The sequence below is a fragment of the Microcoleus sp. N9_A1 genome (genome assembly GCF_036701795.1).
Taxonomy (GTDB): Bacteria; Cyanobacteriota; Cyanobacteriia; order Cyanobacteriales; family Microcoleaceae; genus Microcoleus.
This window is the reverse complement of sequence record NZ_JAUBRI010000004.1, coordinates 54,115-72,358: the sequence shown is the minus strand read 5'-3', so window position 1 is coordinate 72,358 and position 18,244 is coordinate 54,115. Positions and strand designations below refer to the sequence as shown.

16 protein-coding genes and 1 pseudogene are annotated in these 18,244 nt (G+C 48.3%); 5 read left to right on the top strand and 12 right to left on the bottom strand.

What is annotated here, in order from left to right:
- Positions 1-289: 289 nt before the first annotated feature.
- On the bottom strand, positions 290-1,363 hold the full coding sequence (locus QUA58_RS02820) for a class I SAM-dependent methyltransferase (RefSeq protein WP_333256950.1): 1,074 nt from the start codon (positions 1,361-1,363) through the stop codon (positions 290-292).
- Between the two features lie 365 nt (positions 1,364-1,728).
- Positions 1,729-2,040 (bottom strand): 30S ribosomal protein PSRP-3, encoded by a 312-nt coding sequence (locus QUA58_RS02815; RefSeq protein ID WP_333056906.1) that lies wholly within the window; start codon positions 2,038-2,040, stop codon positions 1,729-1,731.
- Positions 2,041-2,217: 177 nt separating this feature from the next.
- Here QUA58_RS02815 and QUA58_RS02810 point away from each other — a divergent pair, with 177 nt between their 5' ends.
- Entirely contained in the window at positions 2,218-3,006 is a 789-nt protein-coding gene (locus QUA58_RS02810) for a TIGR01548 family HAD-type hydrolase (RefSeq protein ID WP_333392952.1), read from the top strand.
- A gap of 71 nt (positions 3,007-3,077) precedes the next feature.
- Here the strand turns inward: QUA58_RS02810 and QUA58_RS02805 are convergent, their stop codons facing one another.
- Positions 3,078-3,896, bottom strand: a complete 819-nt coding sequence (locus QUA58_RS02805) for a tetratricopeptide repeat protein (RefSeq protein WP_333392951.1) — start codon at positions 3,894-3,896, stop codon at positions 3,078-3,080.
- An 81-nt stretch (positions 3,897-3,977) separates the two neighbouring features.
- Between QUA58_RS02805 and QUA58_RS02800 the strand changes: the two genes are divergently transcribed.
- Entirely contained in the window at positions 3,978-4,766 is a 789-nt protein-coding gene (locus QUA58_RS02800) for a cobalt-precorrin-6A reductase (RefSeq protein WP_333392950.1), read from the top strand.
- Positions 4,767-5,082: 316 nt separating this feature from the next.
- Here the strand turns inward: QUA58_RS02800 and QUA58_RS02795 are convergent, their stop codons facing one another.
- The 5 genes from QUA58_RS02795 to QUA58_RS02775 form a co-directional block, all read right to left on the bottom strand.
- Complete coding sequence (locus QUA58_RS02795) at positions 5,083-5,685, bottom strand: prepilin-type N-terminal cleavage/methylation domain-containing protein (protein ID WP_333392949.1); 603 nt, start codon at positions 5,683-5,685, stop codon at positions 5,083-5,085.
- 58 nt (positions 5,686-5,743) lie between these two features.
- A complete protein-coding gene (gene hpsC, locus QUA58_RS02790) occupies positions 5,744-6,826 on the bottom strand; it encodes a hormogonium polysaccharide secretion pseudopilin HpsC (RefSeq protein ID WP_333392948.1) in 1,083 nt (360 codons plus the stop codon).
- Positions 6,827-6,914: 88 nt separating this feature from the next.
- Positions 6,915-7,532, bottom strand: a complete 618-nt coding sequence (locus tag QUA58_RS02785) for a prepilin-type N-terminal cleavage/methylation domain-containing protein (protein WP_333392947.1) — start codon at positions 7,530-7,532, stop codon at positions 6,915-6,917.
- Between the two features lie 40 nt (positions 7,533-7,572).
- Positions 7,573-12,795: a hormogonium polysaccharide biosynthesis protein HpsA gene (gene hpsA, locus QUA58_RS02780; RefSeq protein ID WP_333392946.1), complete on the bottom strand. Its 5,223-nt coding sequence runs from the start codon at positions 12,793-12,795 to the stop codon at positions 7,573-7,575.
- A gap of 381 nt (positions 12,796-13,176) precedes the next feature.
- Positions 13,177-13,371, bottom strand: a complete 195-nt coding sequence (locus QUA58_RS02775) for a hypothetical protein (RefSeq protein ID WP_333392945.1) — start codon at positions 13,369-13,371, stop codon at positions 13,177-13,179.
- Here QUA58_RS02775 and QUA58_RS02770 point away from each other — a divergent pair.
- A complete protein-coding gene (locus QUA58_RS02770) occupies positions 13,370-14,134 on the top strand; it encodes a sulfotransferase domain-containing protein (protein ID WP_333392944.1) in 765 nt (254 codons plus the stop codon). The genes QUA58_RS02775 and QUA58_RS02770 overlap by 2 nt on opposite strands.
- A gap of 4 nt (positions 14,135-14,138) precedes the next feature.
- Here QUA58_RS02770 and QUA58_RS02765 read toward each other — a convergent pair whose 3' ends face one another.
- From QUA58_RS02765 to QUA58_RS02750, 4 genes and pseudogenes are all read right to left on the bottom strand, one after another.
- Complete coding sequence (locus QUA58_RS02765) at positions 14,139-14,546, bottom strand: hypothetical protein (RefSeq protein WP_333392942.1); 408 nt, start codon at positions 14,544-14,546, stop codon at positions 14,139-14,141.
- Positions 14,547-14,604: 58 nt separating this feature from the next.
- Positions 14,605-15,805 (bottom strand): annotated as a pseudogene (locus tag QUA58_RS02760) (RNA-guided endonuclease InsQ/TnpB family protein).
- Between the two features lie 89 nt (positions 15,806-15,894).
- On the bottom strand, positions 15,895-16,113 hold the full coding sequence (locus QUA58_RS02755; protein ID WP_333257172.1) for a hypothetical protein: 219 nt from the start codon (positions 16,111-16,113) through the stop codon (positions 15,895-15,897).
- Positions 16,114-16,168: 55 nt separating this feature from the next.
- Positions 16,169-16,384 carry a plasmid partition protein ParG gene (locus QUA58_RS02750; protein ID WP_333077478.1) on the bottom strand — a complete coding sequence of 72 codons (216 nt, stop codon included), beginning with the start codon at positions 16,382-16,384 and terminating at the stop codon, positions 16,169-16,171.
- Between the two features lie 557 nt (positions 16,385-16,941).
- Between QUA58_RS02750 and aroF the strand changes: the two genes are divergently transcribed.
- Positions 16,942-17,841, top strand: coding sequence for a 3-deoxy-7-phosphoheptulonate synthase (aroF, locus tag QUA58_RS02745; protein ID WP_333392941.1), 900 nt, complete (start codon positions 16,942-16,944; stop codon positions 17,839-17,841).
- Positions 17,842-18,014: 173 nt separating this feature from the next.
- Positions 18,015-18,212, top strand: coding sequence for a heavy-metal-associated domain-containing protein (locus tag QUA58_RS02740; protein ID WP_190693645.1), 198 nt, complete (start codon positions 18,015-18,017; stop codon positions 18,210-18,212).
- Positions 18,213-18,244: the final 32 nt, after the last annotated feature.

The window sequence follows — 18,244 nt, the reverse complement described above, 5'->3', positions numbered from 1 at the left end:
TTTACATCGAATTTTACTCAGAGGCGATTGGCCCGATCGACCCAATTTTTCGCAAGAAATCAAAGGTTTGCAACATAGGATCTAATCAGAAACCGGGTTTCTCACGCAGGGGCGATCGAACTTCGCTCTCTTTACATTTTAATATATATTTTTGTAAATTTTTGTGTCCAGGCTGGGCAATATTAACAGCGAGCCGGATTTAAGCTGTTGAAATAAAAATTTCTGAGGAAACTGTTACTACCGGTTAACAGTTTTGATTGCTGTGTCCGCCTAGAAATGACAAAAATTTTTAACTTCGGCGGCACAAAATCCAGCGCAATTCCATTGGCGGGCGTCCGTTTGCCATCGGGAAGACATCTCGACCGGTGGCCCAACTGGGAAACCAGGGCGTCGGTGGCCAGGCTCCTTCCGGCAGGTGGTGGCGTTCATATTCAAACACCAATTCGTCGGATATTTGGACTAAGGGCAACCCTTCCATTGCGGTGGCGAGTTCTTGGGGTGTAAATAAAGTAGACCAGGAGAGTTGGGCAACTTGTCGCACGAGGGCATCCGGCTGGTAGTCGCCGACGGTTAAAAATGTGCTGAACAGCAACAGGCCTCCGGGACACAGGGAATCGCACATTTTAGCGAGGAAAAGCCGTACTTGATCGCTGTCTCGAAAATGTGAGATGACTTCGGCGGCAACTGCCAACTGATAGCGGGCCGGTTTCATCCGCATTAAGGGGTCGAGCACATCGCCTTCAGTAACACTCACGGGAAGGTTTTCGGCTGTTACTGCTGCTTTCAATTGTTCTGCAAAAGCTGGAGCTAGTTCGATCGCATCTACAGAATAGCCCAATCTCGCCAGGGGCAAGGTATTACGGCCGGTACCAGCCCCCACGTCCAAAATCCGCACTCGATCGGGTGTGCCCAATTTAGCAGCCGTTGCCATCAATTTTGCATCGGGATGAGAGCCGAAAAGCGGAGGTTCTCTGGTGTCTACCCAGCTTTTGTACTGTTCTCCAACTGTTGAGCTAGTAACAATGACTTTGCAAGCTAAACCAGTTTGTGGCGGCTGCACTGATTCGTATTGCAGAATCAACATTGATGCTGTGGAGGTGCGGTAGCCTTGTTCTAACTTGGTGGCTAAAAGCTTGCTGAGTTCGTCTTTGCGGTCTTCTGGGAGGGGTCTGTCGAGAGTGCTAAATAGCTTTTCTATCGACTTGAGATAGTGGCTTAGCATTCCCGGTACGCAGGGGAAAACTAATTCTCCGCGAGCGTTTATGCGAGTATTAATTTTGTAGAGGATAGCTTGCTGGAGAATGTCGGGATTTACTACCAGCGGTAGCTGTTCGGTCTGGTCGATCGTACTTTCGGCGCCCATAAGTTCAGTTGACAGTTGACAGTTGACAGTTGACAGGTTGACAGTTGTCAGTTGACAGTTGTCAGTTGTTAGTTGTCAGTTGTTAGTAAAAAACAATAGTGTCTTGTAGATACGATGTTTTTGCCCTTATCTACTTAGAGCTTTGTTTTGGATAAATCTTAAATTTATAATCTCAAATCTACCAAGCCCAAAATCCGATTAGGTCTGAAAATTCGAGTTAGTATTTTGAGCGACTGTAGCGCATTTAAATTGGATTTTTTACGGCGAGGTGGAAAAAGCGTCAAATCCTCTCGCCTTCTCCCCTCTCTCCTTCCCCTTGTCAGCCATCACAGGCAATTTATATGGGTAGCAAATTAAAGCTGGGCTTAGTTGCTGCCGGTAAAAGTCACTAGGGGGAACTTTGACTGCGCTTCAGTCATCGGGCGCCGTCTGCCTTCCTCTTGCCAGTAGTTGATGACTTCTGTGGCTTGGTTGAGGATTTCGACACGATCGTTATCAGCAATCCAGTGTTTGGCTTCGAGTTCGTTTTTGAGGTCTTCCCACGCATCTTTGCGGGGCCAGAAAAAGTAGGATGTCAGCGGGCTAGTTCCTTTGCCGACAACTTGGTCAACGGCGAGGGCAACATTCTCTTCTAGCCAGAGAACTTTTAAGATGAACTTGGACAAGCAAACCTCCAGGGTTCCGATCGAACTTGTTAAAAATTTCTACAATCGCTAAGCGTAGCACACTCTGTTCGATAATTGGTCATCGGCTATGAAAAGTTTTGTGGCGCGGCTGGTTTTAGCGCCACTCAGGGACTGGGAACAGATAAAATTTGGGTTCTCACCCGCCCTAGGTACAAGGATAGTTAAGTTGTGAACAGAGTTATTTTAGTCTTCGACATTGACGGTGTGGTGCGGGATGTGTCCGGTTCCTACCGGCGGGCGATCGCCGATGCGGTGGAACATTTCACGGCGGGTGCTTTTCGCCCGAATTCTCTCGATATCGACTCTCTGAAGTCTGAGGGAGTGTGGAATAATGACTGGCAGGCGTCTTTTGAGTTAGTTTGCCGTTATTTTGAGGCGATCGGGCGATCGAGAAACGAACTCGCGATCGAGTATGACGAATTAGTGGCTTTTTTCCAAAGTCGCTATCGCGGGCCCGATGAGAAAAATTGGACTGGTTACATTTGCGACGAACCGCTGCTGTTAAGTCCGGCTTACCTGGAAAATTTAACTGTTGGGGGCATTGTTTGGGGCTTTTTTAGCGGCGCGATGCGAGATGAAGCTGCTTATGTTTTGTCAGGGAAACTGAGTTTAAATTCCCCCGTGTTGGTGGCGATGGAAGATGCACCTGGAAAACCCGATCCGGCTGGACTTTTCGCGGCAATTGAACAGTTGGAAAACCTGCACGGTTTAGACAAAAATTTGCCCGTGATTTACGCGGGAGATACTGTTGCCGATATTTACACAGTGGTGAAGGCGCGGGAAGTGCAACCAAATCGGGTTTGGCTGGGGATGGGAATTTTGCCACCTCATGTTTTGGATGATGCTGTGCGCTGCGAGGCTTATGCTGCAGCGCTGAAAACTGCTGGTGCAGCAGCGGTTTTCAGGAATGTCGAAGAGTTGACGGCTGCGCGGATTCGAGAATTAGTTAATTGTTAGTTGTCAGTTATCAGTTCTCAGTTATCGAAATAACCAATAACCAATGACAACCGCCAACTTTTCCTTTGAGATTATTTCAAGTGCAAAAATTTCTCTAATGCAGTGACTACAACTGGTGGCCAGCGGCGGTTATTGGCAACCCAATCGAGGTCTTTGTAGCGGGAGTCGAGGCCGATGGCTGCTACCCAATTGCTCTCAGCTTCGCCGCGATTTCCTGCTTCCCAAAGACAGGCGCTGAGGGCGGCTCTCATGTCGGCAAATTGGGGGTATCTGCGGACGATGTTTTTCATGTTGCGAATGGCTTCTTTGGTTTGCCCGTTTTGATAAAGTGCGAGGGCGTGGTTGGCGCGGGCAAAGGCGTATTCGGGGGCTAATTCAAAGGCTTTGCTGTAGTCGGCAATTGCTGGTTCCCATTCTCCTAAACCGGCTTCGGCGTTGCCTCGGTTGTTGTAGGCGGCTGGATCTTGGGAGTCTAATTCTAGTACATGATTGTAGTCGGCGATCGCTTCTTGCCAGCGTCCTAAACCTTCTAGGGCGGTGCCGCGGTTGAGGTAGGGATCGGGGGCGTCGGGTGCTAGTTCGATCGCTCTTTGGTAGTCTGAAATAGCGGCTTGTAGTTTGTTTTGGCTGACTCTAGAGTTGCCTCGGTTGCTCCAAGCGGCGGCTTGTGAGGGAAATTTGTCAATAATTTGAGTCCAAAAAGTTTCAGCGGCGGGAAATTTGCCTTCATTTGTAGCTTCAAAAGCTTTTTGAACGAGTTCTCCCAATTCCTGTTGGGGATCGGCGATATCTGTTGGTTGTACTTGTGCGGCAACGGGGGCGATATTTCCCAACCATGCTAACCCGGTTACAATTAATACTGTAAAAAATGTGAAAAGTGAGCGAATCATCTTTGTTGGCGGTTTAAACTTTATTAAACATATTATTAACCGAAATTGCGGGCGTTGCTTGGATAAGTTAGGAGTAATTTGGTGAAAAAACGCTTGCTAATTTTGGGGGGGACGGGGGATGCTGCTGAATTGGCGGTAAGAGTGTCTCAAATTGCTGAAATAGAGGTGGTTTCTTCGCTAGCAGGACGCACTCAACAGCCTTTTACCCCAAAAACGGGTACGGTGCGAATTGGGGGGTTTGGTGGGGCGGCTGGGCTGGCGGCGTTTTTGCTCGTTAGCGCAGCCCGCCCCTACGGGGGCTACGCCAACGGAGACGATCGCCCGATCGACTTCTTAATCGATGCTACTCATCCGTTTGCGGCTCAGATTTCTGCTAATGCTGCTGTTGCTGCTGCTGAATGTAATGTGCCGTATTTGATGCTGGTGCGTCCTGCTTGGGAGAGGGTGGAGGGCGATCGCTGGATTGATGTTGCCAGCCACTCGGAGGCTGCAAAGGCTTTATTAGGGCAGTCTCAGCGGGTGTTTCTCACGATTGGTAGGCAGGAATTGGCTGCTTTTGCTGGTTTGGATGCTATTTGGTTTTTGATTCGGGCGATCGATCCTCCGGCACTCAATTCTCCTATTCCTAATGGTAAATTGTTGTTAGCTAGGGGGCCTTTTTCTTTGGAAGATGAGCGCCAATTACTATTAGAATATCAGATTGATACTATTGTTAGTAAAAACAGCGGGGGCGGTGCTACTTATGCGAAAATTGTGGCGGCTAGGGAACTGGGAATTCCGGTGGTGATGGTGCAGCGGCCGCCGATTGCGGATGTTGAAAAAGTTGATGATGTTGCAGGGGCGATCGCTTGGTTAGTTAAGCAGTTATGATATCAAATCCGTTAGCATTGGAATAGTAAATTCGAGTTCAATGTTGACTGTTGACGGTTGACTGTTCACTGTCAACCGTCAACATCATAAGGAGTGTTACCGGAAATGATATGAGTAGGGTTTCAAACATCAGCCAGGTTATGTCTTTGAGTAATAGTTGATTTCCTGGCTGGATGATTATTTCTTTTAGTTCTAGCTGCATATTTTGACTATTTTAATATGATTTGAAATATAAAATAATTTAAGTTAATAGATTTTAGCAATTCTGAATTTATACGGAATTGCTGTTAGAGATTAAGATTAAATTTATTGAAAATTAGGGTAGCGTTGGGCAATCATTTCCTTCAGCAGTTCTCATCCCTCCTATGAGAGTTTCTACCCTCGCACACTGCTTACCACCGCCGTTAAAAGGAGAAACTGCGACTATAAATGAAGTTCTATCTGGATTGCCTTGGTAATCAAAAGTGAGCGATCTCTGAGCCAGTGTAGGATTAAGTTGACTAAAGGTAAGCGCAATAGTGCCGGGTGGAATTTCGCCTCCACCATCTAACTTTTGCTCACTACCACCCGTAGCTAGTGGCGGGTTAAACGTGACCGTTGGCGGGTCAACAGGCGGAGTAGCATTAGGATCATAATTGAATGTAACTGTGACAGTGCTCTTAGTTCGCTTTGCTTCGCTTTGTGCTAGTCGTAATGATTGGAAAACGCGATCGTTCACAGTGCGAACTCTTTGTCTGTTGATGAATGCCAGCCAGCTTGGAGCCGCGATCGAGCTTAATATACCTACGATTAACGCTATCACCAGCACTTCTAAAAGCGTGAATCCTCCATCCCCTTTTCTGGATGCATTTTTCTTGAAATTAGGGTTTGCTTTTGTTGCAGAAATCTGCAAAACTTTTAATAATATTGGGGTTTTCATTTTAGTCTCCTGTTTTATCTGCTAGTTGCGCGCTTCGGCAATCAGTTTTAGACATCAGTTATCTTCCTCGCGCGCCTAGACCTTGTACTTGAACGGTTGCTGTGGGAAAAAACGCCGATCTGCTGGTTTGGAACTCAGCATTGTTGGGTTGAAGGCGACGCAGGCTGTTTCCTCTGATGGTAACTCTAGCTATGTTTTGAGAGGTATCTACACAAGCGTAAAAGCTATTTGTATTGTCTGGGTTGGCTATTTTTAAAGTGGTTTCTAAGACTGGGGAGGTTGTCGTTGTCCCTGGTACTTGGGCTGTGGGATTGCCTAGAGCTCTTTGGCACTCGTCATTTGGAGGTGGTGGTACTAATGCACTTTGGTCTATGTAATTAACTAGCACTTGAGGGTTTGACCCCGTAAAACTTGAATTTGTAAATCCCGCTGGATTTGTCACGTTCTGGGTTGGCTGGTTCCAGTCAAAGTTTAAATTAAAAGCGGCACTATGTCTTTGACCATCTTTTGCCTCATTATCATCGAAGTAACGAGTGGCGGCAGTCGTTCCTGCTGGGTTTTTCATGATGCCCTCGCTAATTTCATAGCGCTCAATGCGTGTGGGACAAGGGGCTCCTGATGGTTGACACCAAATAGAATTAAGATTGTTTTCTCTAACCTGGTAGTAAGCAACTAATGAGCGAGTGTATGTGTCATTGCAATTATTTGCGTTATTGACGTTACAGTTGATTGGCAGTGTGCGAGTAGCCGGATTCGTATCTACAGAGACAGCATCTCTAATCTGCTTGCGTTTCCAAAATACCAGAATAGGAGTTGCGTTTGGAGCGCTAGGAAGCGGAGTTGGGCTGCTGTTAATAGCAGTAATGTCAGCGTTATCGTAAATATAAATAGCTTGACTCAAATCTTGGGCGATGAAATCAAGTGCCGCCTGAAGGTCTTGCTCGGTATTTGACTTGACTTGTTCCCTCCTGTCGGTATTCAGCATATCGACTACAAAACCGAGCATCGGCGTAATGATTAAAAACGCCATAATTGCTCCGACTAATAGCTCCACTAGAGTCATGCCCTTGTCTGTTTGAGCTGAGCCTGAGCGGTTTCGCTGGTGATGAGTTTTCAGAAGCAACCTGAGTAAAGTTTTCATTTTGACTGTTTCCTTTGGCGAGTGGTTGGGAGGGATTTTAATCTAATAACACTCACTGTAATTATGGGCATACAGTAGTTCATGATGGTTATCTGAGGCGATCGGAGAGTGAGCGATACGAGGGATCTCCCGTGGCGGGAATCTCTGTAGACATTTCTACTACTGGCATTGTCCGATCGCCCAAACCTGAACCCACAACAGATTGCTTTTTCCCAGTCCTTGGGGTCGGATTCAAAGTTACACCCGAAGCAAAGGAATCAGCCCTATAAACCCGGACTAAGAGCTGGTAGCCTTTTGATGTTGGATCGCCACCAGTAATAGATGTATCTGGATTTAGCCAAGCGCCCTGAACGTAAAAGTCTTTGGGGCTACTCGTGTTACAACCTCCTCCGTCCATGTCAACGCAGTATGTCTGGTTGACTGTCGGAACTGGTGCATCCGCCAACACGCCTCCTGCAGGGATTGGGAACCCTGAGCCACCGAATTTGATCGCCTCCGTCCTGAGAGCGTCTATGTAAGTTCTCGCCGCCTGCGTGGCCAGTTCCGTCCGCCGCGCTTGTACGCGAGTCGCTACTGAGAAAGCCATCACCGGGGCGATCGCAATCATCAGCACCGAAACTACAATCATCGCTACCAATGACTCGATAATCGTGTAGCCACCATCTCGTGACTGGGATAAATTTTGCTGTTGTTGTCGCTTAGTCATAAATAGGACTCCAGTAATTGCGCGGCGGAAAGTTAGAGGGTTAAGTCGGGCAGCCACTGCGAATGGAAGTGGCATTTTGATTGGCATTCGGCTGATCTGGAGCCACAGTGCCGCACATCAAAGTTGTTACCCACGGGTCATTGCGGGATACTTCCCGGAAATACTCGGCAGGCTGAGTCTTTGTCGAAGGAGTAGTGAACCTTTGAGTAAACAAGTCAGGTGGCTGAGATAGCAGGCCCACATCATAACCCCAGTTCCGGGCGGGCGGGCTGAAGTAGGGAATCAACCCAGAGCCAGCATCGGTGTTGTATGTGGTTGGGATAACGGGTACTCCCGGAATTTGAAACAGGCTCGCTAAGGCAGATGTGCCCTGCGGCAGAATTGGTTGATAAGGGGCTGTGCTGAAAGCGCTGCGATTTTGCTGGATGAAAGAGCCTCGGATATTAGTAGTCACTCCCCCGTTATTCCAGCTTTCCAAGAATCGGGGCAAGTTTTGCAACCCACCGTTAAAGTCTCCACTGTTAGCGTTGAGTGCCCGTGAAGGAGTGTCGCCAGCTCCAATGATCAGATTAAAGGTGGTATTTACAGCTTGGGGTATCCATCCTGTTAGTCTGACATTAATACCTCTTGGCATTGTATTCCCGCCTGAAGCGGTGGCTGCTCCCACAGTTTGGATCTGCGGGACTGGCAGCAGTAAGGGCTGTGACCCATTATAGGGTGGTACTAATAGCGGAGTTGGGGGTGGATCGGCTGCCGATCCTATTGCCGAATTTGCGGGTATTGATGCCACTAAATTTGGTAGCGGTACATTGGCGCCGTCTAGGGTGTTGGGAGAGTTTAACCGATATGGGAGATTTGTGCCATCAAACCTGACGGCACCCCCAGTAGTTGCCGCAAACCACAGAGAGTTAGCTTTAGGGGCACCAATACCCGCAGCAATAGCGTTTGCAGCAGAAATCCCTAAAGGCTGTGGATTCGCGGGCGTGTTTAACGGGGGTGGAGTAGCTGCTGTTCTTGAAAAAGCTACGCGGCGGGGGAATCGCTGCAATGTCGGCACTGGGGGATCGACCGTTGACCCAGCTTTAAAACGGGTAGTAGGGGTAGTAACGGGTGACGCATAAGTTGGGTCCGCTGCGATCGCGGCGGCTGCCGTCAGTGTTGCTTGCGGATCGACATACCAGTCAGCATCGGTACACGCAGCTACCGGGATTTTTGTGCAAACTTCCATTACATACTCTGGGAAATTCCCGCGCCGCTGCACCGGCGTGACAAAGTTGTTGAAGTAGGAACTCCATAGCCGGGGCGCGGGAGCTGCCGCCACGTAGGTAGCGTCTGTCACCGTTACACCGCTAGCATTTGTGGTACCTCGTAAATTGAGGTTGTCTGAAAACGCCCCGCTCGAAAGTCCGTTAGTAACAAAGTTGTTGTTGAAAAATCCTTGCTGTCTGCGGGGTAATACAGCAGCAGCGCCCGCATTGTTTCTCAGATCAAAATCTCCCTCGTTGCGGAAGCCAAAACGGTAATTTTGCGATAGGAGGGTGACGGCATCTGCCAGCACTGTTGCCGGTCTCCAAAAGTCTCCCACGGTACAGTTCGGAAGCCTCGGATCGCTGGCGCGGCAGGCAAAGTTGGAGTTAAGGGTATTGCCGCGAGTGTAAAAATTTCCCCAGGTTGGGTCCACAATAGTGTTAAACTCTTCCACTGGTGCAAAAGCGGGTGTAGTACCCGGAGCAGCGGGCGGGAAGTTGCCGTGAAGGTTAAAGGTTCCTTTGATGTAAGCCGGCAAATTCGATACCAGGGTCAGTCCTTTTTCTATGACTACAGCATTTAGGTTCGCTGGTGCTGTGGGGGTGGCGCCACCGCGAAATAGCTGCTGACCGTTAATCAGGACAATGCCGTTAGGCTTGCGGGTGGGGTCGAGCAGGTTGTCTCCAGGACTAATAGTTCTGTCCGTCAATCGAGAATTCGATCGAGAGCTGCGATCGGGCAGCGCGTCGTCCCGGCTAGCATAAATAATCCCGCTGTTTGGCAGCAACCACTCGGTCGTACTACCTTGGGGTCCGTTGCCGCGCAAAACATTGATATCTAGCTGAGTGGCCCGAATTTCTAGGGGTTCCCGTTCTTCTAGGGGTTGGTTGTAATTGCCTGTTAATTGTGCTGCTTGGGGGGCTGGGGCTGGCTGAGGGAGGGGACTGCTGAGCGTAAAGGCTTCGTTGACGATCGTCCTCGTGTCGTCGCGATCGATCGCCTTGACTTCTCTGCCGTTGACAAATGCTACTTCTTGAATTGCGCCGTGGGGAATCACTGCGGGCTGGGGAGCGCCTATCGAGCCGTCAAGTATTTGTAGCGCACAATTAGTTGAGTCAATAGCTGCTTGTTGTGCTAGGGTGCGAGCCGTAGGAGCCACCTGGAGGGCGGTTCTCAACGGCCCGTTGGCAAACCTACCGTCTGGAAAAACCATGTTAGCCTGGGCTTCCAAAATAGCGTCTCCACCGCCCAGCAAGCCTGTCGCCAGGTCCAGGTTTGAAGCAGGAACCCCCAACTGCGGTCTTGGAGGGCCGTAGGTGATGCCGTTGTTAGAGCCGATAAAAGCCTGCTGTCTTCCCAGTGTTGCTGCGCGTGTTGCCAACTCGGGTGCGAGCCCTCCCTGTCCGCTGACATCGGGCAGATCGGGCAGCGCTCCCGCCAAGATGTTTCTCGCTGTGGAAGCGTTGCTGGGGTCGTAGTAGCTGCTGACGCAGGCCAGGGGGGTTTGAGTTGGTTGAGCTCCTGGTGCTAGTGCTACTGGGTCGAAGGCGTCGTTTGCGTAGTGATAAACTGCCGTTGCCCGCATCCGCAAGTCGCCTTTGGCAAATTTGCGATTGGCATTATTGGGGGCGTTTAGGTTTTCATTAACAAAATTAGGATTTGTTTCTGCTGCTGGCAGGGCCGTGGCGTCTGGCATAGCGGGGAGTGCCACCGGCGGCGACCAAATAGGGTTCCAGTTTCCCCAAGTTCCTGGGGCAACACCACCCGCCGCTACAGTACCGTTGTTCCATACTTGAGAACCAAGACCCAGCGGTGACATCGGCATCGAGTCGGGCCACACGACGCGGTACTGTTCGACAGTCGGAGTTTCCGGGTCGTCGTAAGTATTGTTGACAGTGAAAGCAGTACCCCTCGATGCGGGGCCGCTTTTCAATCTCCCACCAGCGGCAGGAGCAGGCTCTATCCAGGTAGGCGGCGGTAGGAAAGAATTAGTGCGATCGTACACTCCTGCACTGGTAATTACCCGCAGACCACCAACACCGTCAAGGGCACTTCGCGGTCTTTCAGCGGCGCTTTTTTCCCAGAAACCATCGCTGAAAGAGTTTGGGTTGCCTGGTGCTTCGCCTAAACCGTTGCCGCGGTCTGTTGCTCCCACGTCAGCAAGTTTAGTCACTTGCGGTGTTCGGGTGCGAATTCCGCCGTCTTGCCATGGAGTGGTGCCATCTACTTGCTGAGGATCATTAGTAAAGCTAGTACCGTTCCACCGCAGTGCTGGCAAGTTGTTACCCACTGTGACTCGATTGCCCAAGAAATTTTCGCTCTCAGTAAGTTCTAACTCCTCCGGGTTTTCGGCTGGTAGCTGAGCTGGACGAATAGTGAGTCCCGCCCCCCCAGTAGCGCCTACTGTCGCTGTTCCATTAGGAAGGCTCCAAGTATTATCTGCGGGTCTGAGACTGTTGTTACCGGCGTCTTGAATTCTGTAGGAAGTGTTCGGTACATTCGGAGGTAAATACTTTCCGTTGACCGCGCTGGTGAGGGGTGCTTCTGCAAAAGTAACTTTCCGCAGCCGTTCTCTAAAATAATCTTGTAATGCTTGATCGCGACTCTGACTCTTGGGAGGCTGCATTGCTTGCTGAACAGAAACTGGGTCGTTAGTAGCTGGACCTGCGTCTATTTGACCCTGTACCAAGGCAGCTAACCGCTCGGAGTAAGCGTTGTTGTTGTACAGTACCTGAAGGCTGTTTTCCCCGACAGATTGATTGGCGGTGTCAATTGCGGGTGCATTTGTATTGGGTTGGTTGGCGTCGGCTAGAGTTTTGAAAAGATGTACTTCCACCGGATTTGTCAGCGCATTGCTGCCCGACCACCCGTTAACAACATTACCCCCTACGATAATTCTGCTATTTTCTTGATCGTAAAAACAAGATTGCTTGCTGCTGACTTCAAATAGTCTGATGCTTCTAGCACCATTCAATCCCGATACCAAGAAGTTGCTATTTGTCAATATCCGTCCGTTTAGATTCAACGGAGGTCCAGGCGATATATCTAAGTCGTCTTCATATACAACCGCATTGTTGGTGAGGGGAATGCGGCTTTGATCTTGCTGGTATTCGAGAGCCGATATGCTGGGGGTTCCTGGGAAAGCTTGAAAATTGTTGGGGGGGTTCAAGCCGTTTGCTATATCGTCCTGTGTAATCGGTACGTTAACCGTGTAAACAAAGAAACTTTTCTGCAGCCTGCCACTTATTCTTTCCCAACCAGAGTCCCCTACCAAACTTGCAACGGTACCTTCTCCTTGAGCACAGGCTGGGTTGGTGGTTCCTGTTCGCATGGGCGGTGTTCTGGCATCCAGTTCCCTTCTCGATCTTGGAGTTACACTTTTTGGAGTACGAAAGTAGATTCCGTAAAGAGTAAAAGTGTCAAATATACCGTCGTTATTGGTATCGACGGGATATCTCCAGGCAGTATTTAGCGCTTCATTTTCTACTCCGGGCGCGCTAAAAAGCGAGCCTTTTGGGTCGTCAGTAAGGCTGATACCATTTCCAGAAAGATCTGCTCTGAGTACCAAGCGCTCTTCGTCTCCAAATGTATACAAATCTGGGTTTGTAGGAGTTGGGGTGGCTGGGTAAGACGACATTGCCAGGTACAATTGTCGATCTGAGGGAGTACCCGTCACTAGGTTGCCTTCCCCCACCAGATATTGAATTTTCGCTTTTGCCCGATCGAGCGCGGGAGTGGCAGCCGCCAGCACCTGCTGGTTCACGCGCACGTTACGCGCCGTATTAGCCCGATCAAAAGATCGCAGCGTAATCGCCACAGTCAACAATATCACTACCAGCAACACCATCGTCACCGTCGGCAGCACAAACCCCGCCATCGGTAGTCTTGCCCTGCGGCCCATAGCCATCAGCGCTTGCAGCATTGCTCTCATCAGCCGCTTGGCCCCGGATCTGGTAACACCAGCAATCCGCCGCAGCAGGGATACGATAACTTTGGATAATTTGCTCTTAAACATTGACGCCTTCCTGAATAATTTCAGAGATGGTATTGCAGGTAGTTACTGCTCGACAGTACAATCCCATCTTTATTGTTCCCATTTTTTGCAACTTGCATATCAGCCTCTTGCACAAATTTCAATCTGTACTTTGGCTGAAAAATAAAACCCACAAACCCGCAACCAAAACCACCGCCGATAATATATTTTTCAGAGAAAGATTTGCCCAGCAAGGATGAGAGTTCCCTAACTCCACTCTAATCTAGTTAAATAGAAATGTCAGTACCAAGATTGAGAGTGAATTAGATCACCCCAAAACAGTGATCGCGATCTTATCCGACGTATTTCCCAGCCCGCCCAGACCGGCTTTGTTTGTGTAGGCTCGGTTTCAACCACCGGAATCTAGAATGTAGAGTGGGCGATCGAATTGTGGTTAGGCGTATCGGTGCGATCAAATCTAAATTGGGCGATCGAATTTCCGCGATGCCTCAAAGTGCGATCGAATTGCCGTAATGCCCCCAAGTGCGATCGAATTTTCGTTTTACCCCGGCGCACTGTCAGTACAAGTGCCAAATATAAACCTACCACCCCACCCATGAAACAAACTCCCAAACCCCCCGACTTCATCATCATCGGTGCCCAAAAAGGCGGCACAACCTCTCTGTACAATTACCTAATCCAACATCCCCAAATCGCCCCCGCCGCCCAAAAAGAAATCCATTACTTCGACTTAAAATTCGACAAAAGCCCAGACTGGTACTATGCCCAATTTCCCCAGCCCCAAACAAGCGAAAATCTACTAACCGGAGAAGCCAGCCCCTACTACATCTGTCACCCCCAAGTTTCGCAACGAATCCACGATTTATGCCCGAAAGTTAAAATAATCGCCCTGCTGAGAAACCCAGTAGAACGCGCAATTTCCCACTATTATTACTATATCAAAATAGGCTACGAATCCCTATCATTAGAAAGTGCGATCGCCGCAGAACCCGAAAGACTCCAAGGCGAAATAGAAAAACTCCTAGCCAACCCAAACTACTACAGTTACGAACACCAACACCACAGTTATCTAACCCGCGGCATCTACGCAGATCAACTCCCAGCCTGGATGAAACTTTTTCCCAAATCACAACTTTTAATCCTCAAAAGCGAAGACTTATATACCAATCCCTTCGGCACATACAACAGCGTCTTAAAATTTCTAGAATTGCCGCCGCACCAACTACAAACCTACGAAAAATACAACGCCACCCAATATCCCCCCATCAGCGAGACAGTATACGAGCAATTGAGAACATATTTTCGATCGCACAACCAAAGACTAGCCGAAATGTGCGATCGAGATTTCGGCTGGGATTAAAATATTAAGCAGCGGCCGTAGCATTTGCTTCCAGAGGCTCGATTTCCTCCGGCGTAGCGTGACGGCGCGGATCATTAAAGCTGCGTGCCGCTAGCCAGTTAGAATTTTGCGCCGCCTCGCAACCAATCACGTAAAGCGAAGATTGGTTAAAAGCAGCCCAGAGAGCATCACAAGCCTGTTTATCCATCAGTGAATCGGCGCTCGGGCGATCGTGAATCAGAGCAAATAAATCAAACTCATTTCGTTTTGGATTCCACTGATATTGCAAAGTAGGAGCATAACCCATTTCGATCAATTGTGCGATCGCGCGATCGGGCGTATATCCGTCCAAATGCACCCGATTGAGATAGATAGACACTTGGACATACTCATCTCTGGCAGGTAGCAGTCGGTAATTCGAGTTAGTCATCATTATTGGTCTCCGTGCAGTATTGACACTCCCCGGCCTTGAAGGCGCGGGGATTCTTGGATCAATCAGTCGATTTGCTCGTTGATGCTGCCATCAAAGAGTAGAGATCGGTCTGTCCCCAAGCGTTGATTTCGGTGTGCCCCACCGTATTTAAATTCAAATTAATTCCTGCTTGCTTCAACCCTTTAACCAAAATATTGCGAGCTGCGTTGTAGTCACGATCTAACGTCGCACCGCAATTGCAAATATGGGTTCTGGTTGATAGCGTTTTCTTGACAGTATTGCCACAACTTGAACAATCTTGCGAGGTGTATTGAGGTGGAACAGCAATTACTGTTTTGCCGTACACATTTCCAAAATACTCCAAATAATGATCAAGTTTGTGACCACGCTGCATCGCTAATCGACTTAGCAAGTTTATGGTTTTTGACCATATTCGGTACTTGAAGGTCTTCATAGGCTACAAAATCGCTAGATTTTACCGCGCACAACGCCGTCTTTATGGCGAAGTCTTTACGCTGCCGACTAACCTTCAGGTGCTTTCTTCCTAACTTGTTGATCGCTTTTTTTCGATTGCCAGAGCCTTTCTTCTTTCGAGAAACTCGCTTTTGCAATCTCTTCAAAGCTTTTTCACTTTTTCGGAGGTGGCGAGGGTTCGCGACTGTTTCGCCATCGCTATCGGTATAGAAATGGTTCAATCCCACGTCTATTCCAATAGCTTTACCAGTCGGAATAAGTTCCTCTTTTCGCTCCACATTGATGCAAAGTTGTGCGTAGTATCCGTCGGCACGACGCACAACTCTGATTCGCTTAATCTCATCTGGTGCATAGAAATGCAAATCCCGACTACCGACTAATTTGAACTTTCCAGCAGCAAAGCCGTCCTTAAATGTCAAACATCTTTTGTCGGCAGAAAGTAGCCATCCTGATGTTTTGTATTCGACAGAGCGAGTATTTTTCTTAAACTTTGGGTAGCCTTTTTTGCCTGGTGTTTTTGCTTTGCAATTAGCGAAAAAACGTTGGATAGCAAAAATGGCACGTTCGGCAGAAGCCTGACGTGCCATTGAGTTAAGCTTGCCTGCCCATTCAAACTCTTTTGCCATAATGGCGCATTGTTTGTACAGATCAATTAGCTTAACTCCTTGATTGTCTATCCAATATCTAAGAGTTTTGTTTCGGACAAATTGAGCTGTTCTGATCATCTCGTCGATGACCCGATATTGCTCGGCTTTGCCTTTCAACTTAAACTCTAGAACTATCATGACAAAATCTTATCACTTTTGCGAAAGCTTTTAGTTACAAAATACGTATATTTAACAATTATTTGCAATAAGTGGAAATTAAAGCCGTCCTAGAAGGACGGGGCTTTAGACCCAATTTTTTGGTAATAAGAGCGGCCTGCAATATCGGGGCGTTTTTCAGCCTTCATTTTTTGCTGAGCACATCGTCGCTTAGCATAAAGGTCTTTTTCAATTTCAGTCTCGCCAGGGGCATAAAAAGGACGGTGAGGAAGCAGTTCGGCTTCTAAATCCTCCCAAGATTTCTCTGGGTTGTCTGAATCTCTCAGCATTTGTCCCTCGCGGTTTGTTCGAGGATGCCGTTTATTCGATATAGTCGATCGGTCATCAGTCTGTTTCCTCAGTTTTGGCGATCGTCTTGACGCGCTGGGGCTTTGGCTCTAAAACGGGTTCGTTTTCCTGTAACCAAGTTTCGATGTACTCCAACAGAACCTCATTCATGCTGAGGCTACGCATGGCGCAAGATGCTTTGAACTTGGCTCTTGTCTCTTCAGGTAGATAGATTTTTACGGACACAGTTTTACTTGTAGTCAAAGTTTCCATATCGCTATATCGATTTGTCTATGTGTCTAGCCTGACACACAGGCGCGCGATCGGATAGGGGCGCTTGTCGATATAAGGACTTATCGGCTTGTCCCTATATCGATATAATAACAGACATAGCCAAAAAACGACAACCGCGCCGAGTTAAACGCCATTGCCGTTTCCCTACATTTGACAAAAAATAGCTTGACATCCAAATCTTCTTGTGCTAGCTTGTCAAATAGTATTGTGTTTAATCCACAAATCGCAGCACTTCACTCATGTTCACAGCCAAGTTCACAGCCAACAGCTATTTTTATTTTTGGTACAGCAAAGTTCGCCCGGAGTGAATTTGCAATTCACTGTGAACATCCGGGCGAACCGCAGATTAACACCTGCGGTTTTGTTTTTTCTACTTCTTTACCCAACAACCAATCGAGCACAAGCGAAAACAGCAATGACATTATTCAGTAACTGGTATTACGGCTTTTATTTTTGGCCCCACAGGAGTTCTGGGTAAATTGTCGTGCTGTCTTTTCGCACCAACCCGGAACTCCTTAAAAGTTCCGGGTTTTTTGTTGTCAACCACCCACTTAAATTTCCAGGAAAATTCCCTCATGTTAGAAGCCAAACTCGTAACCAAATCTCATCCCGAACACCAAACAATTGTCAAACTCTCAGAAACAGTCTCAGTCGGCGGCACAGAATTATTAATCATCGGCGGCCCCTGTACCGTCGAAAGTTCCCACCAAATGGAAACAGTCGCCCGCCAACTATCCGCCGCATCGGTGCAAGCTTTGCGAGGCGGAGTCTACAAACCTCGCACATCTCCCTATTCTTTCCAAGGCATGGGAATTGAGGGACTAGAAATTTTAGCCGATGTCAGCCGCCGTTACAGTTTACCCGTCGTGACAGAGGTAATGTCGATCGCCCAAATCGAGCCAGTTGTCACCTATGCTGATATGCTGCAAGTAGGTAGCCGCAATATGCAAAACTTCGAGTTACTAAAGGCGATCGGTCAAGCCGGAAAACCAGTCCTACTAAAACGCGGCTTGTCAGCCACAATCGAAGAATTTGTGATGGCCGCCGAATACATTCTCAGCCACGGAAATCCTCATGTAGTTCTCTGCGAAAGAGGCATCCGCAGCTTCGACAATTACACGCGAAACGTATTAGATTTAGGTGCAGTCGTAGCGCTGAAACAGTTAACTCATTTGCCAGTAATTGTAGACCCTTCTCACGCCGTCGGCAAGCGAGAATTAGTCGCACCACTAGCCAAAGCAGCGGTTGCTTGCGGTGCAGACGGATTAATTATTGAGTGTCACCCGCAACCCGAAAAATCGGTTTCTGACGCGCGGCAAGCTCTTTCTTTACCAGATATGGTAGATTTAGTTGCGAGTTTGCGGCCTGTAGCCGCCGCCGTTGGGCGCCGCATACCCGATATTAATGTGCCTTCAGAGGTATTAAGTTTGAAGTGATATTGGTAGGAAATAATCTATAACTTTTAACGTCAAACTCTCAAGTCGGTTAAAACCGACTTGAGCTTTGAGGCAGGGGTTTAAACCCCTGCCGAAATCGTGAAAAGCGCGTGTTTCACGAATTTAGATTAAAATAAAAAATAATACTGTCATCTACGAAATTTTGCTGAATTATGGCAATACTACTTAACGTTCCCTCGATCGTTTGCTCTGGCTGCGCTGATACAATTACCAAAGCCATCAAAACTGTTGACTCCGATGCTACTGTGAATGTGGATGTCGCAGCTAAGACTGTTACAGTAGAAGCTCAAGCTTCTGAAGAGTCAATTTCACAGGCGGTTGTTGCTACGGGCCACACCGTCCAAGATTAATATCTAGTTGGGTGGGGGCGGGTTTACGAGAT

Coding starts and splice junctions, on each gene's coding strand:
- QUA58_RS02775 (WP_333392945.1), bottom strand. CDS start 13,371: ATGGGTGGGGTGGTAGGTTTATATTTGGCACTTGTACTGACAGTGCGC.
- hpsA (WP_333392946.1), bottom strand. CDS start 12,795: ATGTTTAAGAGCAAATTATCCAAAGTTATCGTATCCCTGCTGCGGCGG.
- QUA58_RS02770 (WP_333392944.1), top strand. CDS start 13,370: ATGAAACAAACTCCCAAACCCCCCGACTTCATCATCATCGGTGCCCAA.
- QUA58_RS02740 (WP_190693645.1), top strand. CDS start 18,015: ATGGCAATACTACTTAACGTTCCCTCGATCGTTTGCTCTGGCTGCGCT.
- QUA58_RS02805 (WP_333392951.1), bottom strand. CDS start 3,896: ATGATTCGCTCACTTTTCACATTTTTTACAGTATTAATTGTAACCGGG.
- QUA58_RS02795 (WP_333392949.1), bottom strand. CDS start 5,685: ATGAAAACCCCAATATTATTAAAAGTTTTGCAGATTTCTGCAACAAAA.
- QUA58_RS02755 (WP_333257172.1), bottom strand. CDS start 16,113: ATGCTGAGAGATTCAGACAACCCAGAGAAATCTTGGGAGGATTTAGAA.
- QUA58_RS02750 (WP_333077478.1), bottom strand. CDS start 16,384: ATGGAAACTTTGACTACAAGTAAAACTGTGTCCGTAAAAATCTATCTA.
- hpsC (WP_333392948.1), bottom strand. CDS start 6,826: ATGAAAACTTTACTCAGGTTGCTTCTGAAAACTCATCACCAGCGAAAC.
- QUA58_RS02785 (WP_333392947.1), bottom strand. CDS start 7,532: ATGACTAAGCGACAACAACAGCAAAATTTATCCCAGTCACGAGATGGT.
- QUA58_RS02765 (WP_333392942.1), bottom strand. CDS start 14,546: ATGATGACTAACTCGAATTACCGACTGCTACCTGCCAGAGATGAGTAT.
- QUA58_RS02820 (WP_333256950.1), bottom strand. CDS start 1,363: ATGGGCGCCGAAAGTACGATCGACCAGACCGAACAGCTACCGCTGGTA.